This is a genomic window from Stenotrophomonas geniculata ATCC 19374 = JCM 13324, assembly GCF_001431625.1.
Lineage (GTDB): Bacteria > Pseudomonadota > Gammaproteobacteria > Xanthomonadales > Xanthomonadaceae > Stenotrophomonas > Stenotrophomonas geniculata.
The window spans coordinates 1-23,367 of record NZ_LLXT01000068.1; the positions used below are offsets into that span (position 1 = coordinate 1).

21 protein-coding genes are annotated in these 23,367 nt (G+C 66.8%); 16 read left to right on the top strand and 5 right to left on the bottom strand.

Annotation, left to right across the window (positions count from 1 at the left end; translation table 11 throughout):
- The first annotated feature begins 41 nt into the window (after positions 1 to 41).
- Positions 42 to 659, top strand: a complete 618-nt coding sequence (locus ARC63_RS03515; protein WP_057502522.1) for an HD-GYP domain-containing protein — start codon at positions 42 to 44, stop codon at positions 657 to 659.
- 95 nt (positions 660 to 754) lie between these two features.
- On the opposite strand, the gene ARC63_RS03520 is transcribed toward ARC63_RS03515, so the two are convergent.
- Complete coding sequence (locus ARC63_RS03520) at positions 755 to 2,848, bottom strand: M13 family metallopeptidase (RefSeq protein ID WP_057502523.1); 2,094 nt, start codon at positions 2,846 to 2,848, stop codon at positions 755 to 757.
- A gap of 211 nt (positions 2,849 to 3,059) precedes the next feature.
- Positions 3,060 to 3,809, bottom strand: a complete 750-nt coding sequence (gpmA, locus tag ARC63_RS03525) for a 2,3-diphosphoglycerate-dependent phosphoglycerate mutase (protein WP_019337589.1) — start codon at positions 3,807 to 3,809, stop codon at positions 3,060 to 3,062.
- A 94-nt stretch (positions 3,810 to 3,903) separates the two neighbouring features.
- On the opposite strand from gpmA, the gene nfi reads away from it, so the two are divergent.
- Positions 3,904 to 4,578: a deoxyribonuclease V gene (gene nfi, locus ARC63_RS03530; RefSeq protein WP_057502524.1), complete on the top strand. Its 675-nt coding sequence runs from the start codon at positions 3,904 to 3,906 to the stop codon at positions 4,576 to 4,578.
- A 38-nt stretch (positions 4,579 to 4,616) separates the two neighbouring features.
- On the opposite strand, the gene ARC63_RS03535 is transcribed toward nfi, so the two are convergent.
- Both ARC63_RS03535 and ARC63_RS03540 read right to left on the bottom strand, forming a co-directional pair.
- Positions 4,617 to 5,597 (bottom strand): cation diffusion facilitator family transporter, encoded by a 981-nt coding sequence (locus tag ARC63_RS03535; protein WP_010483164.1) that lies wholly within the window; start codon positions 5,595 to 5,597, stop codon positions 4,617 to 4,619.
- Positions 5,598 to 5,738: 141 nt separating this feature from the next.
- Positions 5,739 to 7,988 (bottom strand): TonB-dependent siderophore receptor, encoded by a 2,250-nt coding sequence (locus ARC63_RS03540; RefSeq protein WP_057502525.1) that lies wholly within the window; start codon positions 7,986 to 7,988, stop codon positions 5,739 to 5,741.
- A 286-nt stretch (positions 7,989 to 8,274) separates the two neighbouring features.
- On the opposite strand from ARC63_RS03540, the gene ARC63_RS03545 reads away from it, so the two are divergent.
- A complete protein-coding gene (locus ARC63_RS03545) occupies positions 8,275 to 9,690 on the top strand; it encodes a GGDEF domain-containing protein (RefSeq protein WP_057502526.1) in 1,416 nt (471 codons plus the stop codon).
- A 112-nt stretch (positions 9,691 to 9,802) separates the two neighbouring features.
- On the opposite strand, the gene ARC63_RS03550 is transcribed toward ARC63_RS03545, so the two are convergent.
- A complete protein-coding gene (locus tag ARC63_RS03550; protein WP_057502527.1) occupies positions 9,803 to 11,020 on the bottom strand; it encodes an MFS transporter in 1,218 nt (405 codons plus the stop codon).
- A 79-nt stretch (positions 11,021 to 11,099) separates the two neighbouring features.
- On the opposite strand from ARC63_RS03550, the gene ARC63_RS03555 reads away from it, so the two are divergent.
- The 13 genes from ARC63_RS03555 (at position 11,100) to ARC63_RS03615 (ending at position 23,196) form a co-directional block, all read left to right on the top strand.
- Complete coding sequence (locus ARC63_RS03555; RefSeq protein WP_057502528.1) at positions 11,100 to 11,528, top strand: winged helix-turn-helix transcriptional regulator; 429 nt, start codon at positions 11,100 to 11,102, stop codon at positions 11,526 to 11,528.
- Positions 11,529 to 11,617: 89 nt separating this feature from the next.
- Positions 11,618 to 11,953 carry a hypothetical protein gene (locus tag ARC63_RS03560; RefSeq protein WP_064968320.1) on the top strand — a complete coding sequence of 112 codons (336 nt, stop codon included), beginning with the start codon at positions 11,618 to 11,620 and terminating at the stop codon, positions 11,951 to 11,953.
- Positions 11,950 to 13,539, top strand: coding sequence for a PepSY-associated TM helix domain-containing protein (locus ARC63_RS03565; RefSeq protein ID WP_057502529.1), 1,590 nt, complete (start codon positions 11,950 to 11,952; stop codon positions 13,537 to 13,539). The genes ARC63_RS03560 and ARC63_RS03565 overlap by 4 nt, the downstream gene beginning before the upstream one ends.
- On the top strand, positions 13,536 to 13,835 hold the full coding sequence (locus ARC63_RS03570) for a DUF3325 domain-containing protein (RefSeq protein ID WP_064968321.1): 300 nt from the start codon (positions 13,536 to 13,538) through the stop codon (positions 13,833 to 13,835). The genes ARC63_RS03565 and ARC63_RS03570 overlap by 4 nt, the downstream gene beginning before the upstream one ends.
- Positions 13,836 to 13,852: 17 nt before the next feature.
- Positions 13,853 to 16,060: a TonB-dependent siderophore receptor gene (locus tag ARC63_RS03575; protein WP_057502531.1), complete on the top strand. Its 2,208-nt coding sequence runs from the start codon at positions 13,853 to 13,855 to the stop codon at positions 16,058 to 16,060.
- A 168-nt stretch (positions 16,061 to 16,228) separates the two neighbouring features.
- Positions 16,229 to 16,858: a hypothetical protein gene (locus ARC63_RS03580; protein ID WP_057502532.1), complete on the top strand. Its 630-nt coding sequence runs from the start codon at positions 16,229 to 16,231 to the stop codon at positions 16,856 to 16,858.
- Between the two features lie 128 nt (positions 16,859 to 16,986).
- The gene (locus tag ARC63_RS03585) at positions 16,987 to 18,117 is read left to right on the top strand and encodes a metallophosphoesterase (RefSeq protein ID WP_057502533.1); all 1,131 of its coding nucleotides are present in this window, start codon (positions 16,987 to 16,989) and stop codon (positions 18,115 to 18,117) included.
- A gap of 134 nt (positions 18,118 to 18,251) precedes the next feature.
- Complete coding sequence (locus tag ARC63_RS03590) at positions 18,252 to 18,935, top strand: response regulator (protein ID WP_019337583.1); 684 nt, start codon at positions 18,252 to 18,254, stop codon at positions 18,933 to 18,935.
- Positions 18,932 to 20,311 (top strand): sensor histidine kinase, encoded by a 1,380-nt coding sequence (locus tag ARC63_RS03595; protein WP_010483178.1) that lies wholly within the window; start codon positions 18,932 to 18,934, stop codon positions 20,309 to 20,311. The genes ARC63_RS03590 and ARC63_RS03595 overlap by 4 nt, the downstream gene beginning before the upstream one ends.
- 79 nt (positions 20,312 to 20,390) lie before the next feature.
- Entirely contained in the window at positions 20,391 to 21,227 is an 837-nt protein-coding gene (locus ARC63_RS03600) for an alpha/beta hydrolase (RefSeq protein WP_019337582.1), read from the top strand.
- Position 21,228: 1 nt separating this feature from the next.
- The gene (locus ARC63_RS03605) at positions 21,229 to 21,588 is read left to right on the top strand and encodes an EamA family transporter (RefSeq protein WP_012479558.1); all 360 of its coding nucleotides are present in this window, start codon (positions 21,229 to 21,231) and stop codon (positions 21,586 to 21,588) included.
- Positions 21,585 to 21,983 carry a DMT family transporter gene (locus tag ARC63_RS03610; RefSeq protein WP_010483185.1) on the top strand — a complete coding sequence of 133 codons (399 nt, stop codon included), beginning with the start codon at positions 21,585 to 21,587 and terminating at the stop codon, positions 21,981 to 21,983. The genes ARC63_RS03605 and ARC63_RS03610 overlap by 4 nt, the downstream gene beginning before the upstream one ends.
- 10 nt (positions 21,984 to 21,993) lie before the next feature.
- Positions 21,994 to 23,196 carry a DegT/DnrJ/EryC1/StrS family aminotransferase gene (locus ARC63_RS03615; RefSeq protein WP_057502534.1) on the top strand — a complete coding sequence of 401 codons (1,203 nt, stop codon included), beginning with the start codon at positions 21,994 to 21,996 and terminating at the stop codon, positions 23,194 to 23,196.
- The last annotated feature ends 171 nt before the right edge of the window (positions 23,197 to 23,367 follow it).

The window sequence follows — 23,367 nt, forward strand, 5'->3', positions numbered from 1 at the left end:
ATGGTCATCCGCCCGCACCGGTCCCCACCCGGTGCGGGCGGATGACCATGTTCCCTGACGCCGTACCCGCCCCCGACCTGCTGCACGCGCAGGCCTGCCTGATCGATGCCCTCTCGATGTCGCTGCAGATGCGCGACGCCTACACCCGCCACCACTGCGACCGCGTTGGCCTGCTCGCGCAGCGCCTGGCCACGCACTGCGATCTCGACGACGATGCCTGTGCGCAGATCGGCCTGGCCGCGCGCTTCCATGACATCGGCAAGATCGGCATTCCCGATGATGTACTGTTGGCGCCGCGCCGGCATACCGACGAGGAACGCGCGATCATGCGCGAGCATCCGGTACGCGGCGAACACATCTTCCTGGCCACCGGCCGCAGCGACGCCATGCCTGTGGCGCGGCTGATCCGCGCCCATCACGAGGCCTTCGATGGCAGCGGCTACCCCGACGGCCTGCGTGGCGAGAGCATTCCGCTGGGCTCACGTATCGTCACCGTTGTCGATGCCTACGATGCAATGACCAGCGTGCGCCCGTATCGCGATGCGATGGAGCATGAAACCGCATTGCGGATCATCGAAGCGCAGTCCGGCGGGCTGGTGGATCCCTACGTGCTGCAGCGCTTCCATCGCATGCTGGCGCGGGAGCCCGAGCTGGCCTGAGATGCCCACCAGGCATGGCCCGGCACTACCGGCCGCGCAAAACAAAAGGCCCGGCATTCGCCGGGCCTTTCGCATCATGCATCACAGGTGATCGATTACCAGATCACCACGCGCTTGTCGTCGGCACGCACCATCGCATCACCGGCCTTGCACTGGAATGCAGCGGCATAGGACGGCATGTTCGACGGCGCACCGTTGGCACGGAAGTTGGCCGGCGCATGCGGGTCGGTGTTCAGGCGGACGCGCAGCTCACCATCGGTGAAGTTGCGGCGCCACACGGTGGCCCAGTTCATGAAGAAGCGCTGGTCCTGGCTGTGGCCATCAACCTCGACATTCGCCTTCGGATCTTCCTTCAGCGCCATCTGCAGCGCGTCGTAGGCCACGGTCAGGCCGCCCAGGTCGCCGATGTTTTCGCCCAGGGTCAGCTTGCCCTTCACGAACACGCCCGGCACCGATTCATAGCCGTCGAACTGCGCGACCAGCTGGTCGGTACGCTCGGTGAAGGCCTTGCGGTCGGCGTCGGTCCACCAGTTGTCGAAATTGCCGTTGGCGGCGAACTGGCTGCCCGAGTCATCGTAGCCGTGCATCATTTCGTGGCCGATGACCGCACCGATGCCGCCGTAGTTCAGCGCCGGATCGGCCTTGGCGTCGAAGAACGGCGCCTGCAGGATCGCCGCCGGGAACACGATCTCGTTCTTGGTGGCGTTGTAGTACGCGTTGACGGTCTGCGGGGTCATGCCCCACTCGGTCTTGTCCACCGGCTTGCCGATCTTGTCCAGCATGTAGCGGTAGTTGAACGCACGCGCCGCCTGCATGTTGCCCAGGTAGCTGTCGCCGTTGGTCTGCAGGCCCGCCCAGTCACGCCACTTGTCCGGGTAGCCGATCTTCGGGGTGAAGCTGGCCCACTTCTCCAGTGCCTTCTTCCTGGTTTCTTCGCCCATCCACGGCAGCTGTTCCAGGCGCGCCTTCAGTGCCTGCGACAGGTTTTCCACCAGATGCTGCATGGCGACCTTCGACTCGGCCGGGAACACGGCGTCGACGTACAGCTGGCCCAGCGCTTCACCCATGCCGCCGTTGACCGACTCCAGCACGCGCTTCCAGCGCGGCTGCATTTCCTTCTGGCCACGCAGGGTGGTGCCGTAGAAATCGAAGTTGGCCTTCTCGAACTGGCTGCTCAGGTACGGCGAGGCATCGTCGATGGTGTGGAAGCGCAGGTAGGCCTGCCAGGTGCTGGCCGGCACATCGGCGAGCATCTTGTCCATTTCACCGAAGAAGGCCGGCTGCGCCAGCGAGAACTTCTGTGCGGCCGGCACCTTCAGGGTCTCGAACAGCGCGGTCCAGCTGAAGTTCGGGGTCAGCTTGTCGGCATCTGCGGCGCTGAGCGGGTTGTAGCGCTTGGCCGGGTCACGCATTTCGATGCGCGACATCGAGGCCTTGGCCAGGCGGGTTTCGAAGGCCATCACGGCCTTGGCCTGCTCGGCGGCCTGCGCCGCGTCCACACCGGACAGGGTCAGCACCTGTGCGATGTAGGCCACGTAGGCGTCGCGGATCTTGGCCTGCGCGTCATCGAAGTAGTAGCCCTTCTCCGGCAGGCCCAGGCCGCCCTGGCCGACGTAGGCGATGACGTTGGCCGAATCCTTGTAGTCGGCATTGGCGAACAGCGAGAACAGCACGCCCTTGCCCTCGGCCTGGCTGTCGCGCAGGTACTGGGTGATGGCGGCCGTGTCGTTCAGCGCGGTGATCTTGTCGAGCTGCGGCTGCAGCGGCGCCAGGCCGGCGGCTTCGATCTTGGCTTCGTCGTTGCCGGTCTTCCAGATATCACCGATCTTGGCTTCCACCGAACCGGCCTTGGCCTGGCTGGCGGCAGCCTGCTGGACCAGCGCGTGCTGCACTTCCAGCGAGCGCTCGCGCAGGATCTCGAAGCTGCCCCAGGTGGTCTGATCGCCCGGCACCGGGTTGGCCTTCAGCCACTTGCTGTTGACAAAGCCATTGAGGTCGGTACAGGCCGAGATCGACGGGTCCAGGTCGGCGCTGTTGAGCGAGATCAGCGGCGTCTTGATCTGCGACTGGTCGAAGGCCGGCTTGGCGTCGGCACTGGCCGCCGGTGCGGCTTCATTCTTGCCACAGGCCGCCAGCGAGGCAGCAATGGCGATGGTCAGGCCCAGCGGGACCAGGTTGCGGACGTTCATGTGGCTCTCCTGCGGGTAATTTCACAGGGTAGCCGGGTACGCCCACGACAGGGACCGGCCAAAGGTCACAGGGGCGAGCTTCCTGTAGAGTCGAGCCATGCTCGACTGCGGTTGGCCTCCCGCAGGGGTCATGAACCCGCAACGGAGAGCAGTCGAGCATGGCTCGACTCTACAAAAAGCGAAGGCCGGCGCAAGCCGGCCTTCTGCTTCTTTATTTCGCCTTGCCCTGGTTGGCCACGGCCTCAGCAGCCTTGCGTGCCGCTTCCGGGTCGCCCAGATAGCGGAACGACTGCACGGTCAGATCATCATTCAGTTCGAACAGCAGCGGAATGCCGGTCGGGATGTTCAGCTCGAGGATTTCCTCGCGCGAGACATTGTTGAGGTACTTGTACAGCGCGCGCAGCGAGTTGCCGTGGGCGGTGACCAGCACGGTCTTGCCGTCCTTCAGCTGCGGCGCGATGGCGTCATGCCAGTACGGCAGCACGCGGTCCAGGGTCGTGGCCAGCGATTCGGTGCCCGGCAGCGCGTTGCGGTCCAGGCCGGCGTAGCGGCGGTCGTGGATCGGGTGGCCCGGATCTTCCAGGTCCATGGCCGGCGGCGGGATGTCGTACGAACGACGCCACACCTTGACCTGGTCTTCGCCGTGCTTGGCAGCGGTCTCTGCCTTGTCCAGGCCCTGCAGGCCGCCGTAGTGGCGCTCGTTGAGCCGCCAGGACTTGTTCACCGGCAGCCAGTCCTGCTCCAGCTCGGCCAGCGCACCCTGCAGGGTGTGGATGGCGCGCTTGAGCACGGAAGTGTGGGCGACGTCGAACTGCAGGCCTTCCTCGCGCATCAGGCGACCGGCGGCAGCCGCTTCCCGGCGCCCCTGCTCGGTCAGGTCGACATCGACCCAGCCGGTGAAGCGGTTGTCCAGGTTCCACTGGCTCTGGCCATGGCGCAACAGTACGAGTTTACGGGTCACTGCAGGGTCTCCAACGCGAGGAAAGGCAGGCCGCCATTGTAGCCCCGGGCGCCACTCACCGGGCCGTGGCGCCGCGCATGCGATGCTGCGGTCAATGAATACGGTGATCGACCCCGGACGCTGGGAAGGCAGCGTCGCCACTGCCCGCGCGCAGCAGATCCAGCTGGCCGGCCGCGTGGAGCGCCAGGACCGCTTGCCCCGCGACATGCGCTGGCTGGCCGGGCTGGATGTCGGCTTTGAAGACAACGGCGCGATCACCCGCGCCGCGGCGGTGCTGCTGGATGCGAAGACGCTGCAGCCCGTGGCGCAGGAGATCGCGCGGATTCCTACGGTGATGCCCTACATCCCCGGCCTGCTCAGCTTCCGCGAACTGCCGGCACTGCTGGCCGCGCTGGCGCTGCTGCCGCGGGCGCCGGATCTGGTGTTCGTCGATGGCCACGGCATCAGCCATCCGCGCCGGCTGGGCGTGGCCGCGCATCTGGGCGTGGTCACCGACCTGCCGAGCATCGGCGTGGCCAAGTCGAAGCTGGTGGGCCGGTTCGTCGAGCCGGGCGCCGAGGCCGGTGCACATACGCCGCTGCTGGAGGGCGATGAACAACTGGGCTGGGTGCTGCGCAGCAAGGTGCGCTGCAAGCCGCTGTTCGTGGCCGGCGGCCATCGGGTCAGTGCCGATACCGCGCTGGCCTGGGTGCAGCGCACCCTGCGCGGTTACCGGCTGCCGGAGCCGACCCGGCTGGCGGATCGGCTCGCCTCGCGACGGGATGAATAGCTGCGCCGGGGATCTCCCGGCACGCGCGTCATCTTCGATCAGCGATGCACGTGACCGCGATGGCCCTGCGCGTCCTCGCCGTGGTCATGGCCTTCATGGCCCTCGTGCTCGCCGCCCTTGGCCGGCACCGGCTCACCACAGGCTTCGCCGCAGTGGTCCGCTTCGATCTGCAGTGTCACGTGCTCGATGCCGAAGTCATCGTGCAGGCGCCCGCCCAGTTCACGGCGCAGCGCATCGGCATCGGTGCCGTCGCGCATCACGATGTGCGCGGTCAGCGCCGGCGTGCTGGAAGCAAGCGCCCACACATGCAGGTCATGCACATCCAGTACCGCAGCGTGGCCGGACAGGCTGTCACGCACCCTGGCCACGTCCATGCCCTTGGGCACGCCTTCCAGCAGCACGTTGATCGCCTCACGCATCAACACATAGGTGCGCGGCAGCACCCACAGGCCGATCAGCACCGCCAGGATGGGATCGATCGGCTTCCAGCCGGTCCACTTGATCAACAGCGCGCCGGCGATCACCGCCACCGAGCCAAGCATGTCCGCCCACACTTCCAGGTAGGCGCCCTTCACGTTGAGGCTCTCGCCGCTGCCGGCCTGCAGCAGGCGCATCGAGATCAGATTGATGACCAGGCCCGCTGCGGCAATCACCAGCATGCCCGACGAGGCAATCTCCTGCGGCTCGCGGAAACGCCCAATGGCCTCCCACAGGATGTAGCCAGCGACCACGAACAGCATCGCACCGTTGATCATCGCGCCCAGCGCTTCCAGGCGCGCATAGCCGTAGGTCCGGCGCGCGTCGGGCGGGCGACGGCTCAGCCGTACCGCGACCAGCGCGATCATCAGCGCCAGCGCATCGGTGGCCATGTGCGCCGCGTCGGACAGCAGCGCCAGGCTGTTGGTCCAGAACGCGCCCACCACCTCGACGACGAGGAAGGTGGAGGTCAGGCCGAGCGCCCACCACAAGGGTTTCTCGTGGCGGATCTCGGATGGCAGGTGATCGTGGTCGTGGCCCATGGCAACAGCTCCTTTGCGATGCGGTGCAGGCTACGCCGTGCTGGCGGGGGAGACTATTACGGTGTTTATAACATTGCAGGCGTACCGGTCCGGAGCCGCCAGGCATGCCTGGCGAGCCCCGTGGAACGACGCCGGCCTGGGTCAGAACCCGAAGCGCAGGCTGGCCCAGTACGCGCGGCCCGGCTCGTTATACGTCGCCGCACCAGCATCACTGCTGTTGGCCTCGCGGAACAGGCGCTTGTCAGCCAGGTTGTTCACACCGAAACCGAAGCTGACCGTGTCGGTGACCTTGTAGCGCGCGCTCACGCCCCAGATGTTGTAGGCGCCGCGATCCTGCAGCGCCACCGACGGATCGCACGTGCCGGTGCAGCGCGGGTCGTTGTTGATGTTGGTGGTGGCCGGCTTCTGCTTGCCGTAGAACGTGCCGGTCAGCAGCAGAGACAGCTTGTCGGTGGCCTGCCAGTCCAGCATCGTGTTGACGGTGTACTTCGGAATCACCGACAGCGGCTGGCCGGTGCTCTTGTTCTCGTTCTCCACCATGTAGGTGAAGTTGTTGCTCCACTTCAGGCGGTTGCCCTGCTCACCCAGCAGCGGGATCACCAGGTTGCCTTCAAGCCCCTGCACGATCGCCTTGGGCGCGTTCTCCCAGCGGAAGATGCGGCCCCTGGTGTCGGCAGTCAGGCCGATCTGGGTGTAGCCGGCCTGGATCTTGTCCTTGTAGTCGTTGTGGAAGTAGGTCAACGACGCCTGCCAGCCGCTCTGCGGTGCCCACTCGATGCCCAGTTCCTTGTTCAGGCTGGTTTCCGCCTTCAGGTCCGCGTTGCCGCGCATGTAGCAGCCGGCGCCCAGGCTCGGCAGTGCATTCGGGCAGCCATTGCCACGGGTGTAATACAGATAGTCCGGATTCGACTGGTACAGGTTCGGTGCCTTGAATGCACGGGCGATACCCCCCTTCACCACCCAGTCGCCGTTGATGCGGAACTGCGCATTGAGGCTGGGGCTGGTGTTGTTGCCGAACTGGCTGTGATGATCGAAGCGCAGGCCCGGGGTGACGATCCAGCGCTCACCCAGGTAGATATTGTCTTCCACGAACACGGCGGTGGTCTGCGCGTCGGACTTGCCGCGCGCGCGATCGGCCGACAACCCCGGGAGTCCGCCGCCACTGCTGCTGGACTGGCTCATCGAATACGGGTCGGTCAGGCGGCTGTCCAGGTACTCGAAGCCCAGCGTCCAGATGTTCTCGGCACCGCCCAGCGTGGTCGGGAAACTCACTTCGCCATCCAGCTGGTAGTTGCGCAGGCGCGAGGTCGACCAGTCGGTGCCGTTGAAGCTGCCCTCCGGGCCACCGGCCAGGCCTTCGTTGATGCGCGAGTTGTTCACCGCTTCCACCGCGGCCGTCACCCGCGAGGTGACATCGCCCCAGCGGCCACGATGGGTGATCGCGCCGGTGTTGCGGTACATGCGGTTGGTTTCCGCCTTGTCCTCGGCCAGGGCGGCCAGATCGATGCCGGTCGAAGTGCCGGTGGTGCTGACCGCGCGGTCACCCGCATAGATGTTGCCCTGGCGGCTGGTGCCGGCCTCGAACTCGACCACCTGGTTGGCGGTCACGTCCCAGCGCAGCAGCGCGTTGACATCGCGGTTCTTGACGCCCTCGCGGCCAGCCGGCGGCACTGCGTTCGGGTTGGTGGCGTACTGACGGTTGAGGTCCAGCGAGTCGGCGTCGGTCTTGTTGAGATTGCCGTACAGGCGGAACGACAGGGTATCGGTCATCGGCCCACTCAGCTGCAGGCCGACACGCTCGCTGCCACCTTCGGCGCTGTGCTCGGGCACCAGCCCGTACAGGTCGACCGCACCGGTCAGGTCGCCGGTCGGGCGCTTGGTGATGATGTTGACCACGCCGCCAGAAGCACCGGAGCCGTAGCGTGCTGCCGCCGGACCGCGCAGCACTTCGATGCGCTCGATCATCTCCGCCGGCACCCAGTTGGTATCGCCACGGGTATTGCGCTCGCCGCTGCGGCCCATGCGCACGGCATCGCGGGCACCGATGCGCTTGCCATCGACCAGGATCAGGGTGTTTTCCGGGCCCATGCCGCGCAGATCGATCTGGCGGTTGTTGCCGTACTGGCCCGAGGCACTGTTGCCGGTCAGGTTGACGCCGGGCATGGTGCGCAGCAGTTCGGCGATGTCGTTGGCCGGCGGGCGCCGGGCGATGTCCTCGGCGGTGATGGTCGAGGTACCCAGTGCCTGGCGCGCGATCTGCGAGGCGGTGACGTGCACCGTGTCGATATCGGTGGCGTCGGTTTCAGCCTTGGCGGTCAGGGCGCTGCCCGCCAGCAGGGCGGCAACGGCAAGCGCCAGCGGGCGCGGCGAAAGGACAACGGCAGGAGACATGATCAGGACCTTCTGGCAGGGCTACGGGGCCTCTGGCAAAGGGCTTGAGGCAACGACGAGGGGGAGGCGGAGCAGTCCTGCAGGCACCTGCAGCCCGTTCCGTGCGCGCATTCTCCCACTAATGAGATTGATTCTCAAATGCGTTCACTCATTGCCGCAGCGGTGCCAATGTGGTTTGCGCACCGTGCAACCCTGCACCGCGCGTAAACTGGTCGGCTAACCCGCCATCAACCGTACGCCGCCGCGGCCGATACCCGTGGTTTGCCGTACGCAGTCAGAGATCGACGTGGAACCACCCCAACTGGACGATGCCAGCCAGCCGCTGGCCGAGGCCTGGCAGCATTGCCTGCTGCAGGCCGGCCCTGCCGCCACCGCGCTGCTCAGGGCCGCTGCCACCGATGCCCCACCCGCGCTGGCCCAGCGCTTTTACGAAGTGCTGCTGCAGGACGGGCGTGCCCGCCGCTTCCTGTCCCACGACCAGGTCAAACAGCGCCTGCAGCCGGCCATGCAGCGCTGGCTGGTGCAGCTGCTGACCACCGATGCCGACGGTATTGCCAGCACCGTTGCCTCACAGCGCGTGATCGGCGATGTGCATGCCCGGGTCGGCATTCCGGTCGATCTGGTCACCCGCGGCGCGCGCGTGCTCAAGCACGAACTGTTCGTGCGCCTGCGCGACGACGCGCCCGACAGCGCCACCGCGTTCGCCGCCATCGACTGCCTCAGCGCGATCATGGATATCGCCATGGAAGGCATGACCCTGGCCTACACCCATGCACGCGAGCGCTCCACCCGTGCCGATGCTGCGTACCGGCTGTTCTCGCTGGTGCAGAACGTCGGCACCGAACGCGAGCGCCAGCGCGCACTGCTGCTGGACTGGGAGAACGCCCTGCTCTACGCACTCGCCGGTCATGTGCAGGCCAGCGACAACGCCAGCCTGGCCACCTCGGAGTTCGGCCTGTGGTTCACCCACAAGGGCATCCCCAGCTTCGGCGAAAGCAGCGAAACGCAGCAGGTGGGCCAGTTGATGGCCCGCATTGACGGCCACCTGCAGCGGGCCAGCGGCGATGCCCCGGCACAGCGGCTGGCGGTGCTGCCGGCCATACGCGAGGACCTGGCCGCCATCCGCACCCTGATGACACTGCTGTTCGAGCGCATCGGCGAACTGGATGCCGGCAGCGATGCCCTGACCAATCTGCTCAACCGCCGCTTCCTGCCCACCGTGCTGCGCCGGGAAATCGAGCTGGCCACGCGCAACCGCACACCGTTCTCGCTGCTGCTGCTCGACCTGGATCATTTCAAGGCAATCAACGACGGCCATGGCCACGATGCCGGCGACCGCGCGTTGCAGCACGTGGCTGGCCTGCTGGGGCAGCTGACACGCGGCAGCGACTATCTGTTCCGCTATGGCGGCGAAGAATTCGTGGTGGTGCTGGTCGCGGCCAGTGAATCCCAGGCGGAAGTGATTGCCGAAAGCCTGCGCCGGCAGATCGCGCAGTCGCCGGTGGCACTGGCCAACGGGCAGGTGCTGGCCTTGACCGCCAGCATCGGTGTGGCCGGGCACGATGGCCATCCGGATTACGAGCGGTTGATGGCGCGTGCCGATGCTGCGATGTACGAGGCCAAGCGCAGCGGCCGCAACCGCGTGGTGGTGGCCAGCGACGCGTTGCAGGATGCGCCGGGGCGGCGGGCATTGCAGCGGTGAACCGGCGGAAATGAAAAATCCCGATGGTGGTGGATTCGACTGTTGGTCGACTACCGCGCGCAACGCGGGTTTTTTGCCGTCGGAACGAAGAGCAGTCGACTAACAGTCGACTCTACCGACAGTCGACTCTACCGCTTCGCACCGCGGCCGATGCAGTGAGCGCCGCCACTCGCCACGCCCCCCACCACAGCACTGCCAACAGCGCGATGCCGGCCCCCAGCATGCAGACCGCCGACCAGCCATGGCGCGCCTGCATCCAGGGCCCGGCCGCCGCGCCTGCACCGCTGCCCACGGCATAGAACAGCATGTACAGCGCCACCAGGCGACCATGCTGTTCGCCCGGCGCGCGCAGCAGCAGGGCCTGGTTCGCTACATGCAGCGCCTGCCCACCAAGATCCAGCACCACCACGCCCAGCAGCAATAGCGGCAGCGACTGCGGCAGGCCCAGCAGCGGCCACCACGCGGCAAGCATCAGCAGCAGCGCGCCGAGACTGACGCGATGTGCAAATCCGCAGTCCATCCAATGCCCGACCCGCGCCGCAAGCAGCGCACCCACCACGCCCGCCAGGCCCAGTGCACCGATGGCCGCGGTCGACCAGTGCAATGGCGGTGACGACAAAGGCAGCGGTGCCGCCGCCCAGAACACATTGAGGCCGGCAAACAACAGCAGTGCCAGCGGTCCACGCTCGCGCAGCGTGCGATCAGTGCGCAACATGCCCCACATCGAGCCCAGCAGATCGCGCCAGCGCGGCGGCACCACCGGCACCGGCAGCGCGGGCAGGCGCCGCCACAGCAGCAGCGCCAGCATCGCTGTCACGCTGGCAGACAACAGATAGACGGCGCGCCAGCCCAGCGCGGAGGCCACCCCACCCGATACAACGCGTGCCAGCAGCAGGCCGATGAACACCCCGCCCTGCACGGCGCCGACCACGCGCCCACGCTGCTCGACCGGCGCCAACGTCGCGGTGTACGCAATCAGGCCCTGCGTGAGTGCAGTGCCAAGCAAGCCGGCCAGCAGCATGCCCGACAGCAGCCAACCGGCAGTGCGCGCGGCCGCCAGCCACAGCACCGCCGCCACCAGCGCCAGCAGCTGCAGAAGCAGCAGGCGGCGACGATCACCGCGGTCGGCCAATGGCAGCAATCCCAGCAAGGCCAGCACGCTGCCGGCCTGGGTCGCCGCCACCACCGCGCCCGCCGCAGCCCGATCCAGTGCGAAGGCCTGCGCCAGCTGATCCAGCAGCGGCTGTGCGTAATAGACGTTGGCAACACTGGCACCGGCGGCAACCGCGAGCAGCACCTGCAGGGAACGGGGAACGGGGATGGCGCCCATGATTGTAGTTTCATTTTGCAACTTGATGCAGGTTAGTAGCATTGGTTTTAAACTGCAACCACATTCAGCGGAACCTGCCATGCACGCCAACAGCCCCTGCCCTGTCGCCCGCAGCGCCGACCTGCTCGGTGATCGCTGGGCCTTGCTGGTGATCCGCGACGCGTTCGACGGCGTCACCCGTTTCGGGGACTTCCAGCGCAGCCTCGGCGCAGCGCGCAACATCCTCAGCGATCGCCTGCGCAGGCTGGTCGAGGCCGGCATCCTGCAGCTGCAGCCGGCCTCCGACGGCTCGGCCTACCAGGAGTACGTGCTCACTGCCGCCGGACTGGAACTGTTTCCGCTGCTGGTCGCGCTGCGCCAGTGGGGCGAGCGGCATCGCTTCGGCGCTGGCGAAGCCCACTCTTCCCTGATCCAGCGTGACAACGGCTCAGCCGTGCCCTACATGCAACCGCTGGACACCCACGGGCAGCCACTGCCCGCGCACGCTACCGTGGTGCGCAAGCTGTAGACGCCCCCCCCGAATGGGGGACTCGACAGGGTCACCGGTGTCAAATAGCATTCAATTGCAATTGCATACGGTTCTCATTGACATCGGCGATGGCCGCTCCCACCTCTCCTTCTGCTGCCGGCGCTGCGCCGGCCAAGCGCGTGGCGCGCGGTAACGGCCATGGCCTGCTGTGGGCCCGCGGGCTGCTGGCGCTGCTGGGCGGTTACGCCGTGGCCGCCTGCTGGGCCGGCGCGCTGGCGCGTCTGCTGCCGGTCGCCAAGGCCGATGCCACCCTGGTGGCCACCATGGCCGCGTTCGTGGTCTACGCACTGGCCGCCATCTGGGCCTACGCCGCGCGCAGCACCCTGCGTGCCGCTGTGGGCCTGCTGGCCGCGGGCGCCCTCGCTGCGCTGATCGCCTGGCTACTGCGCGGGACCTACGCATGAGCAGCGCCGACAACCTGGGCGGCATCCGCCAATCGCAATCGGTGCTGCACACCTGGTCGGGCCTGGTGGTCGGCTGGGTGCTGTTCCTGATTTTCATTGCCGGTACCGCGTCGTACTGGAAGGAAGAACTGACCCGCTGGATGCAGCCGGAAATCGGCCTGCCCGCCGACGCCACGACCGCCGTCACCCAGGCCCAGCAGTTCCTGGCCCACACTGCACCCGACGCGCAGCGCTGGAGCATCGAACTGCCGGATTCGCGCAGCAGTGCCACCACCGTCAGTTGGCAGGCGAAGGGCGAAAAGGAACGCCGGCGTGGCCAGCGCAATCCCAACCAGGCCACGCTGGATGCCAACGGCACACCGGCGCAGGTACGCGAGACACGCGGCGGCAACTTCTTCTACCGCCTGCATTTCGATCTGCACTACGTGCCGGTGCTGTGGGCGCGCTGGTTCATCAGTGCCTGTTCCATGCTGATGCTGGTAGCGATCATCAGCGGTGTCATCACCCACAAGAAGATCTTCACCGACTTCTTCACCTTCCGCCGCGGCAAGGGCCAACGCACCTGGCTGGACGGCCACAACGCGCTGGCGGTGCTGTCGCTGCCGTTCCATCTGATGATCACCTACACCGGTCTGATCACCCTGATGACGCTGTACATGCCGTGGGCAGTGGATTCGAACTACCCTGGTGGCCGCGATGCGTTCTTCGCCGAGCTGTTCCCGCGCACGGAAAAGGTCGAGCCCATTGGTATGGCCGCTGCGCCGCCCGCGCTGGCCCAGGTGCTGCGCCGCGCGGAACTGCAGTGGGGCGGTGGCCATGCGGCGTCGCTGCAGATCGACCAGCCAGGTGATGCGTCCATGCGCATTTCCGTGCGCCGCCAGCAGGCCGACCAGATTGCCGGGGCCAACGACACGCTCACCTTCGACGCGCGCGGCGAACTGCTGGATGCTGCCCCACCACGCTCGGCCGCCGTGGTCACCCGCGACGGCATGATCGGGCTGCACGCCGCACGTTTCGCACCCACCACGATGCGCTGGCTGTTCTTCCTGTCCGGCGTGGCCGGCACGCTGATGGTCGCCACCGGGCTGGTGCTGTGGACGGTGAAGCGGCGCACCCAGTTGCCCGATCCTGCGCGTCCGCACCTGGGTTTCCACATTGTGGAACGCCTGAACATCGGCTTCGTCAGTGGCCTGCCGGTGGCCATGCTGGCCTTCCTGTGGGGCAACCGCCTGCTGCCGGTGGAACTGGCCAACCGCAGCGATGCCGAAGTGAAGGTGTTCTTCTACGCATGGGCGGCCTGCCTTCTGCACGCGCTGCTGCGCCCGGCCCGACGCGGCTGGGTGGAAGAACTGGCGTTGGCCGGCGTGTTGGCGCTGGGCCTGCCGCTGTACAACCTGGTGGTCTGGCAGGGTGGCGCGGTCAGTGCGCTGGCCAGCGGTGATGGCGCCCGGGCCGGCATCGACATCGGCCTGCTGCTGATCGGCGCCAGCCTGCTGTGGGCCGCGCGCAAGGTGCATCGTTTCGTGCCGGCGCAACGCAAGCCCCGTACCGCACGCGCGGCCCCGGCTGCCGAGGCCAGCGCATGAGCGTGCTCGCCCTGCTGCTGGCTGCCGTCGGCTTCGTCTGTCTGGCGCTGGCGATGGAACGCCACCACCGCGACGTCACCGGTCAAGCACCCGCTCCGGCGCGCCGCCGCGTGCTACGCCTGCTGGGCGCTGCCGCGGCGGCGGCCAGCCTGGCACCCAGCATCGCGGCGTGGGGCGTAGCGCAAGGGTTTGTGGGCTGGTGCGGCGTACTCGCCGCCGGCGCCGGGGCCATGGTGCTCTGGCTCAGTTTCCGCAGCCCAGCCAAGCCGGCGCCACGCCCGTCTTCCCGTTCCTGAACTAGAAAGGTCATTCCATGAAGCACACGCACTCTGGCGCCCTGCGCCGGAACGCCCTCGCCTTGTCACTCGCCTGTGCCGCCGCTCCGGCGTTCGCCCAGGAAACCGTGCCGACCACCACCGAACTGGACCGGGTGATGGTGACCCAGCGCACAGAGGGCTACCAGGTCTATGGCACCAACACCGCCACCAAGCTGCCGCTGACCCTGCGCGAAACGCCGCAGTCGCTGACCGTGTTCACCCGCCAGCGCATCGAGGATTTCAACCTCATCACGATTTCTGAGGTGCTGCAGCAGACGCCGGGCGTCACCATTCAGTCGTATGACAGCAACCGCACGCTGTTCAACGCGCGGGGCTTTGCCATCAACAACTTCATGTTCGATGGCATTCCCACCAACTACACCACCGGCGCCGGCGGCAACTCGATCCTCAGCGACACGTCCATCTACGAGCGCATTGAAGTAGTGCGCGGCGCCAGCGGCCTGGTCACCGGCTCGGGCAACCCGTCGGCCACGGTGAACATGGTGCGCAAGCGCCCGACCGAAACCTTCCAGGCCAGCACCAGCCTCAGCGCCGGCTCGTGGGATTACAAGCGCGCCGAAGTGGATGTGTCCGGCCCGCTCAGCAAGAGTGGCCGCGTACGCGGGCGCTTCGTCGGCGCCTACACCGACAAGGAAAGCTGGGTGCGCTTCCAGCATGACAAATCCCCCAGCCTGTACGGGGTGATCGAAGCCGACCTGACCGACAGCACCCGTCTGCGCGCGGGCATCGATTACCTGAAGACCGGTTCCGACGGCGGCGCCTGGAGCGCCTCGCCGCTGTACTTCCGCGATGGCAGGCGCGCGCACATGCCACGTTCCTACAGCGCCGCAGCGCGCTGGAACGAATGGAACCGCGAAAGCACCAACTACTTCGCCACCCTGGAACAGCAGTTCGGCGCCGGCTGGAGTGGCCGCCTGGCCTACAACCATCGCGCCACCGACACCGATTCGCTGCTGCTGGCCGGTTCCAACACCGGTAACTGGGCCGACCCGGTCACCGGTCTGGGCCTGCGCATTGCCGATACCTATTCGGTGTCGGAAACCCGCGAAGATGCCTTCGACCTGTACGCCTCCGGTCCGTTCCAGCTGTTCGGCCGTTCGCACGAGCTGGTGATGGGCATCAACCACTACGACCGCGACCTGGACACCATCCGCGCCGGCATCACCTCGCGCCCGTACGACGTGGCTGCCTTCCCCAGCATCTTCAGCTGGGACGGCAACATCGGCAAGCCGACCACCTTCAACTACGGCATTCCGTCGAATACGGTGAACACCACCGAGACCGGCTACTACGCCGCGGTGCGCCTGAACCCGATCGACCCGCTGAAGATCATCGCCGGCGCGCGCTATTCCGATTACCGCACCACCACCGACAGCTACAACACCGACGGCGTGTTCACCAGCCGCAGCGCGCGCACCAGCGCCCATGAGCTGACCCCGTACGTGGGTGTGCTGTACGACCTGAGCAGCAGCATCACCGCCTTTGCCAGCTATTCGGACGTGTTCCAGGCCACCGCCCGGCGCGATATCAACAACCAGCTGCTGGACCCCACCACCGGTGGCAACTACGAGTACGGCCTGAAGGCCGACTTCTTCGGCGGCCGCCTGTACGCGGCGTTGAACGGCTTCTACATGAAGCAGGACAACGTGGCCGAGCTGGACCCCAACGGCGGCGAGATCAAGCTGCCCGATGGCAGTTCGCCGTACATCGCCAGCCGCGGCATCACCACCCAGGGCGGTGAATTCGAAGTCTCCGGTTCGATCAACGACCACTGGAGCATGACCGGCGGCTACACCTACAGCTACAGCAGCAACCCCGATGGCAGCCGCTTCGCCAGCACCAGCCCGATGCACCTGGCCCGCTTCAACACCACCTGGACCCATGGCCAGTGGACGCTGGGCGGCGGCGTGAGCGTGCAGAGCGAGATCTACCAGATGCAGCCCATTCCCACCGGTCGCTTCAATGCCAACGGCACCCCGGTTACCGCCACCGGCAAGATGAGCCAGGGCGGCTACGTGCTGTTCGACCTGATGGGCCGCTACCGCATCAACGACAACCTGAGCGTCGGCGTGACCGTCACCAACCTGTTCGACAAGGTCTACTACCGCAACGTCGGCTTCTTCAACTCCGGCTATTGGGGTGAGCCGCGCCGCGTGCTGTTCAACCTGCGCGCGAAGTTCTGAGCAACGGCGCAGCATCAGAGGCGGGCCTTCGGGCCCGCTCTTTTTTGTTCAACGAATGGAGATTCTCAGAATCTGCGACTGCGCTGGTGGATGATTCTGCTTCATCCACTCAGCACATCCTTCATGACAGAACAGGATCATAAGCCAGCAGTCCCTCGCATCAGCTCCATGTTGGCGCGCATCAAGCGCCCGAAGGTGGCAGCACCTTTCAGTAGGACAGAGAACTATGTGGTCGCCGGAATGGTCTTGCTTTTCCTGCTCTGTGTTGGGTGCATACAGCTGGTGGAAGCTGGCTTGCTGTCACTGGAATCAGGCAGGTCGCTTGCGCTTCCTATGGCAGCGGTGATCATTCTGCTGGGCGCGGTCTTTGCTGTTGTTCAAGTCATCCAGGTTGCCCAGCTGGTGTTGAACGGCTGGAGCGACATGGCCGGTCGGATTGATGTGAATGTCGAACTTGACTCTGCTTTCGTCGAAGATCTTTCTCGTTGCGAGGCAGAAGAACTGGACCGGCACTCCAAGCTCATCGATCAGGAGGCAAAGTTTCTCTCCCGACGTGCCGGGCTGGCCTCAGGTGCCAGTACCATCAGCGCGTTGGTCATCAATCTGCTGAGCGTCGGCTCAGGAAACCAGGCTCTGGAGTGGGTTGATGGTGCAAAACTGATCATCACCTGCTGTAGCTTGGGCATGTTGATTGGCTCGGCAATGGTGATGATATTCGCCGGAAAGCTGGAGAAGATCTCCGGTCTGCTCAAGCTTGCTGCTGAGAGAAGCTCACTGCGGGAAGACCTCACTCGGTGACTCGCAACCAGCACGATTGGCACAGTGACCCCCACCTTCGGCGCATGCTGTCGGGGCGTGCAACGGCGTAGCATCAGGGGCGGGCCTTCGGGCCCGCCCTTATTAATTGCCCGCCAAGGAAACAGCCCATGCTGCACCGTGCCCTGTCCCGCCCTGCCCGCCTGCTGCTGCCACTGGCCCTGCTGCTGGGCACGCCGCTGCTGCAGGCCCGCGAGGTGGCCACACCTGCCGAGCACGTGGATGCCGATGGCCCGTATGTGTTCCGCGTGGGCGACCAGCTGCGCGCGAAGTGGATCTGTGGCGACCAGGTACAGATGCGCACCCTGCCCGCCACTGCCAGCGGCACCGATTTCAGCCCGCAGTGTGGCTACGCCCACAGCGTGCACGTGCCGCCGCCGGCGGCACCATTGGTCTCCGTACTGCCGGCGGTACCTCGCATCGTCGCGCTGTCCGACATCCACGGCCAATATGGGCTGCTGGTGCGCCTGCTGCGCGCCAACCGGGTCATCGACGCACAGGACAGCTGGGCGCTGGGCAAGGACACCCTGGTCATCGCCGGCGATGTGTTCGACCGTGGCCCACAGGTGACCGAAGCGTTCTGGCTGCTTTACGGCCTGCAGCAACAGGCGGCTGCCGCCGGTGGCGCGATGCACTTCGTGCTTGGCAACCACGAGACCATGGTGCTGTACGACGACCTGCGCTACGTCAACCCGAAGTACCTGCGCAGTGCCCAGCTGCTGGGGCGCAGCTACCCGCAGCTGTATGGCGCCGACTCGGTGATCGGCCAGTGGCTGCGCACCCGCCCGGTGCTGCTGAAGATCGGCGACACCCTGTTCCTGCACGGCGGAATTTCGCCCGAAGCAGTACAGCTGGCGCTGGACCCGGCGCGCACCAATGCGGCCTACCAGGCCTCGCTCGGCCTGCCCAAGGCCGAAGTGAAGGCCGACCCGGACACCGCACCGCTGTATGACGGCAAGACCAGCCCGATCTGGTACCGCGGCTACTTCGATGGCCGCCTCGACACCGCAGGGGTGCAGAAGGTGCTCGACCGCCTGCAGCTCGCGCGCATCGTGGTCGGCCACACTTCGATGCCGCACGTCAGCAGCTTCCATGGCGACCGCGTGATCGCCATCGACAGCAGCATCAAGAACGGCGAGAACGGCGAACTGCTGTTCATCGAAGATGGCAAACTCAGCCGTGGCCTGCTGGACGGTTCGCGGGTGCCGCTGGCGCAGGGCGAGCCGGGCCTGCAGGACTGAATGGCCGGAAAGCGCGAGCGCGACCGACGGCGCCGGCGCGCTCCACCTTCACCCGGTTTGCGGCTACCCTCGGCAGCCGAGAGAGGCCCACCCCGTCCATCCGGCGGGCCAGACCGTTACAGGAGCCCCCGCGCATGCGCGTTCTGATTGCTGAAGACGACCCGGATATCGCCTCCGGCCTGTGCGCCTCGCTGCGCCGGCAGGGCCATGTGGTCGACCACGTCGACAACGGCGCGCACGCCGACGCCGCGCTGGGCTCGACCCAGTACGCGCTGCTGGTGCTGGACCTGGGCCTGCCGCAGCTGGATGGCCGCGACGTTCTGCAACGCCTGCGCCAGCGCGGCGATGGCCTGGCGGTGCTGGTGGTGACCGCCCGCGATGGCCTGGCCGAGCGCGTGCGCGTGCTCGACCTTGGCGCCGATGACTACCTGGTCAAGCCGTTCGCACTGGACGAATTCGAAGCGCGCGTGCGTGCGCAGCTGCGCCGGGTCACCAGCAATGGCAACCCGGACCTGCGCATCGGCCGCCTGCGCATCGACCTGGCCGGGCATCGGGTGTGGATCGACGACCAGTCGCTGGAACTGACCGCGCGCGAGTTCGGCCTGCTGTCGGCACTGGCGGTACGCGCCGAGCGCATCGTGTCGCGCGCGCAACTGGTGGAAGCGCTGTGCGACTGGGGCCAGGACCTCACCGACAACGGCCTGGACATCGCCCTGCACCGCCTGCGCCGGAAGTTGCAGCCCGGCGGCATGGGCATCCGCACCGTGCGCGGGCTGGGCTACATGCTGGAAGACGCGCAGGACGACGGCACCCCGTGATCAGTGGACCGCCCAGCCTGCGCCGGCGCCTGCTCGCCTTCCTGGCGTTGCCGATGCTGGGCCTGCTCACCTTCAACACGATTCTGGCCTATTACGTTGCGCTGGACTATTCCAACCGCATCCACGACCGCAACCTGATCGACGACACGCATTCGTTCGCGCAGATGCTGAGTACCATGCCGGTGACCAGCGACCTGTCTCCGCAGGCGCGCTTCCTGATCGAGTACGACCCCGACGGCCATCGCTATTTCAACGTCGACAGCAGCCGCATGGGTACGCTCAGTGGCAATGCAGACTTCAGCCCGTATGCCCCTTCGCAGGACTGCACCGGCGTGCATCCGGCGCTGTACGACGGCAACCTCAATGGCCAGCAGGTGCGCATGGCCACCGTCTGCACGCAGGCGATGAACGATCCGCAGGACCAGCTGGCGGTGACCGTGGCCGAGAGCATGGCCGACCGCCGGCAGCGTGCGCGCGAGATCCTGATGATCATCATCCCGCTGATGACCATGCTGGCGCTGGGTACCGCGGCGCTGGTCTGGTTCGGCGTGACGTACGGCCTGCGCATCCTGACCCCGCTGAGGACCCGCCTGGCGCAGCGCCGCGGCGAACTGGCGCCGATCTCCGATGCCGACGTACCGGAAGAGATCCAGCCGCTGATCAGCACCATCGACGATCTGTTCGCGCGCCAGGCGGAAATGATCACCCTGCAGAACCGCTTCATCGCTGATGCCGCGCACCAGCTGCGCTCCCCATTGGCGGGCATGGCACTGCACGTGGACCAGGCGCTGGCGCACGGCGACCCGGACACGGTGCGCGAGGCACTGCAGCACATCCGCCGGCTCAACCAGCGCACGGCACGGGTCAGCACCCAGCTGCTGGCGCTGAGCCGGGCACAGACCGTGCCGGAAACGGTCGAGGCATTGGATCTGGGCGTTCTGGTACCGCAGTGGGTCGGCATGCGGGTACCGGAAGCGATCCGTGATGGCATCGATCTGGGCTACCGCGGCAGCCCCCATCCGCTGCGTGTGCTCGGCAACGGCGCCATGCTGCAGGAGGCGCTGGACAACCTGATCGACAACGCCCTTCGTTATGCCGGCCGCAATGCGACGGTCACGGTGGGCGTGCATGCGCTGGACGACAATGATGTCGAACTGTATGTGGAAGACAACGGTCCCGGCGTGCCCGACGACGTGATGCCACGGCTGGGCGAGCGCTTCTTCCGGGCGCCGGGCACCGCTGCCAGCGGCACCGGCCTCGGCCTGGCCATCGCGCATGAGGCGGTGGAGCACTTCGGCGGCCGCCTGAGCTTCCTGAACCGCCCCGGTGGCGGATTGAAGGTCGCCATCACGCTGCCGCTGCTGAAGGCGCCCTGACCCGGCCCGGGGCGCTGAAAGGCTGGCGAAAATCGCGCTTGCGATCCTGCCATCCCCACTGCCGTCCCGGAGCCGCCAGGTGACCGAATCGCACGACTTCTTCCTCCCCGGTGGCCCACAGGGCGTGCTGCTGGTCCATGGCCTGACCGGCACCCCGGCGGAAATGCGCATGCTGGGCAAAGGGCTGAACAACGCCGGTTTCACCGTGCACGGCGTGCAGCTGCCCGGCCACTGCGGCACCGTGGATGACCTGCTGGCGACCACCTGGGAACAGTGGTACCAGGGCGTGGAAGATGCGGCGGCAACCCTGCGCGGCAAGGTTGACCAGCTGTTCGTCGGCGGCCTGTCGATGGGCGCGGTGCTGTCGCTGGCCCTGGCTGCCCGGCGCCCGGAATGGGTGTCCGGGGTCGGCGTGTACGGCGCCACGTTCCGTTACGACGGCTGGAACATTCCCGCCGTAGCCCGCTTCTCGTTCCTGCTGCCGTGGTTCAAGCGCTTCAACATCGGCCGCGACCGCATGTTCATGGAAGAACCGCCGTACGGCCTGCGTGACGAGCGCCTGCGTGCGCAGGTGAGCGCCGCCATGCTGTCCGGCGACAGCGCCGCCGCCGGCCTACCGGGCAACCCCTGGCATGCGCTGGCCGAGATGCGTGCGTTGAGCAACTGGACCCGACGCCATCTGCACCAGGTCACCGCACCGTGCCTGGTGATGCACGCCCGCGAAGACGACGTGGCCAGCATGGGCAACGCCGAGCTGGTGATGTCGCGGGTCAGCGGTCCGAAGGAACTGGTGGTGCTGGAAGACAGCTACCACATGATCACCATCGACCGCGAACGCCGCGACGTGATCCGCCGCAGCGCGCGCTTTTTCACCGAGATCGGTGAACGCACGGGCGTGCTCAAGGCGGTGGCCTGAAATGGGGGCACTTGCCACGCTGCTGTGGCTGGCCAATGTGGTACTCGATACCGGTGGCCAGCTCGCCTTCAAGGCCGCCGCCAGCGATCCGCAGGAAGGCGAAGGACTGCAACGCTGGAAACACATGCTCAGCCGCCCCTGGCTGTGGATCGGCATCGCCTGCTACGTGCTTGAGTTTGTCGCCTGGATCGCGTTCCTGTCGCTGGTGCCGTTGTCCAAGGGCGTGCTGCTCGGCTCGATCAACATCGTCGCGCTGATGATCGCCGGCCGTTTCCTGTTCCGCGAGAAACTCACGCCGCTGCGGGTGACCGGCATGTTGCTGGTCACGGCGGGCGTGGCGGTGGTGGGGGCCGGCTCATGAGGCGCCTGTATGTCATCGGCTTCCCGCTGCTGATGTCCTTCGACACGCTGGCCCAGCTGTGCTTCAAGTACGCCGGCGATGCCGCGCTGCCGGTCGAGGCCAACACTGCGTGGCTGCTGCGCGTGCTGTCGCAGCCGTGGGTGTACGGCGCCATCCTCGGCTACGTGGGTGCGTTCTTCACCTGGATGAGCCTGCTGCGGCATGCGCCGATCGGCCCCGCATTCGCCGCCTCGCACCTGGAAGTGATCAGCGTGCTGCTGCTGTCGGCGTGGCTGTTGAACGAGCCGCTGACGCTGCACCATCTGCTCGGTGCGGTGTTGATCGTGGCCGGCATCGTCTGCCTCGGCCGCGCGGAAGCCGACGACCCGCACAGCCCCGCCGAAAGCGCCGCGTGAGCCCCCTGCGATGAGCCTGTTCGCGCGCGAACTGCCACCGACGGCTGGCCTGCCGATGCAGGCCAGCGATTTCCTGCCCGGTGGTGGCGACCTGCGCGCGATCCTGGCCAGCCAGCTCGGCACACCGCCGCTGCAGTTGACCTGTTCCGGCACACACGCGCTGCTGATCGCACTGCGTACGCTGCGCAAGCGTGCGCCCAAGCGCGACACCGTGATCCTGCCGGCCTATACCTGCCCGCTGGTGCCGATCGCGGTGCACAGCCTGGGCCTGCGCGTGCAGCTGTGCGATACCCGCCAAGGCCATTTCGACTTCGACCCCGGCCAGCTCAAGCGCCTGGCCGACGCACGCACGCTGGCAATCCTGCCCACCCACCTGGGCGGGCGCATCGCCGATGTCGAGCTGGCCTGCGAGGTTGCGCGCGGCGCTGGCGCCTGGGTGATCGAGGATGCCGCGCAGGCGCTCGGTGCACGGGTCGGCAGCAGCAGTGTCGGCCTGCGTGGCGATATCGGATTCTTCAGCCTGGCCGCCGGCAAGGGCCTGAGCCTGCACGAAGGCGGCCTGCTGGTCAGCCGCGATGACGAGCTGCGTGCCGCGCTGGCCGGACATGCCGCCGAACAGGTGCGTTCCAGCCTGCGCTGGGAACTGCTGCGCAGTCTGCAGCTGCTTGGCCTGGCCGCTTGCTATCGGCCATCGCTGCTGTCGTTGGTGTACGGCAATCCGCTGCGCAGTGCGTTGCAGCGTGGCGACCTGGAAGAAGCGGTCGGTGACATTTTCCCGCTGCAGATTCCGCAGCACCGGGTCAGCCAGTGGCGGCAGAACATCGGTGCCCGTGCCGCGCGGCGCCTGCCGGCCTTCCTGCAGGCAGGGCGCCTGCGTGCATTGCAGCTGCGCGTGCAGCTGGCACAGCTGCCAGCCGTTGAGGTGGTCGACGGCCTTGCCGGTAGCGGTGGCACCTGGCCGATGCTGATGCTGCTGCTGCCCAGCCAGCGCGCCCGCGATGCCGTATTGAAAGACCTGTGGCCACGCGGGCTCGGCGCCAGCCGCATGTTCATCCATGCCCTGCCCGACTACGCGTACCTGCGCGGCATCGTGCCGCAGGACGACATGCCCAACGCACGCGACTTCGCCGCACGCATGCTGACCCTTGGCAACAGCGCCTGGCAGACCCGTGAAGAGACGGCCGAAATACTGCAGGTGCTGGCCCGCGCGTGACTTCAAGACGCACGGATGGACTGCACCTCACGCATTCATCCATGCACCTTCCTGAACGCTTTCCCAGCCCGTCAATGAAGCCTTTCAACAGGAAAGGAACGAGAAAGGCGGCCTGCCTACATTGATTCTGCCCCGGCATCGGGCCGGGCGTTTCTTTCATCGACGGACCTG

What these genes read in the sequence shown, in the direction of transcription:
- ARC63_RS03515 (WP_057502522.1), top strand. Translation starts at nt 42, where the DNA reads ATGACCATGTTCCCTGACGCCGTACCCGCCCCCGACCTGCTGCACGCG.
- ARC63_RS03520 (WP_057502523.1), bottom strand. Translation starts at nt 2,848, where the DNA reads ATGAACGTCCGCAACCTGGTCCCGCTGGGCCTGACCATCGCCATTGCT.
- nfi (WP_057502524.1), top strand. Translation starts at nt 3,904, where the DNA reads ATGAATACGGTGATCGACCCCGGACGCTGGGAAGGCAGCGTCGCCACT.
- ARC63_RS03535 (WP_010483164.1), bottom strand. Translation starts at nt 5,597, where the DNA reads ATGGGCCACGACCACGATCACCTGCCATCCGAGATCCGCCACGAGAAA.
- ARC63_RS03540 (WP_057502525.1), bottom strand. Translation starts at nt 7,988, where the DNA reads ATGTCTCCTGCCGTTGTCCTTTCGCCGCGCCCGCTGGCGCTTGCCGTT.
- ARC63_RS03550 (WP_057502527.1), bottom strand. Translation starts at nt 11,020, where the DNA reads ATGGGCGCCATCCCCGTTCCCCGTTCCCTGCAGGTGCTGCTCGCGGTT.
- ARC63_RS03555 (WP_057502528.1), top strand. Translation starts at nt 11,100, where the DNA reads ATGCACGCCAACAGCCCCTGCCCTGTCGCCCGCAGCGCCGACCTGCTC.
- ARC63_RS03560 (WP_064968320.1), top strand. Translation starts at nt 11,618, where the DNA reads ATGGCCGCTCCCACCTCTCCTTCTGCTGCCGGCGCTGCGCCGGCCAAG.
- ARC63_RS03565 (WP_057502529.1), top strand. Translation starts at nt 11,950, where the DNA reads ATGAGCAGCGCCGACAACCTGGGCGGCATCCGCCAATCGCAATCGGTG.
- ARC63_RS03570 (WP_064968321.1), top strand. Translation starts at nt 13,536, where the DNA reads ATGAGCGTGCTCGCCCTGCTGCTGGCTGCCGTCGGCTTCGTCTGTCTG.
- ARC63_RS03575 (WP_057502531.1), top strand. Translation starts at nt 13,853, where the DNA reads ATGAAGCACACGCACTCTGGCGCCCTGCGCCGGAACGCCCTCGCCTTG.
- ARC63_RS03580 (WP_057502532.1), top strand. Translation starts at nt 16,229, where the DNA reads ATGTTGGCGCGCATCAAGCGCCCGAAGGTGGCAGCACCTTTCAGTAGG.
- ARC63_RS03585 (WP_057502533.1), top strand. Translation starts at nt 16,987, where the DNA reads ATGCTGCACCGTGCCCTGTCCCGCCCTGCCCGCCTGCTGCTGCCACTG.
- ARC63_RS03590 (WP_019337583.1), top strand. Translation starts at nt 18,252, where the DNA reads ATGCGCGTTCTGATTGCTGAAGACGACCCGGATATCGCCTCCGGCCTG.
- ARC63_RS03605 (WP_012479558.1), top strand. Translation starts at nt 21,229, where the DNA reads ATGGGGGCACTTGCCACGCTGCTGTGGCTGGCCAATGTGGTACTCGAT.
- ARC63_RS03610 (WP_010483185.1), top strand. Translation starts at nt 21,585, where the DNA reads ATGAGGCGCCTGTATGTCATCGGCTTCCCGCTGCTGATGTCCTTCGAC.
- ARC63_RS03615 (WP_057502534.1), top strand. Translation starts at nt 21,994, where the DNA reads ATGAGCCTGTTCGCGCGCGAACTGCCACCGACGGCTGGCCTGCCGATG.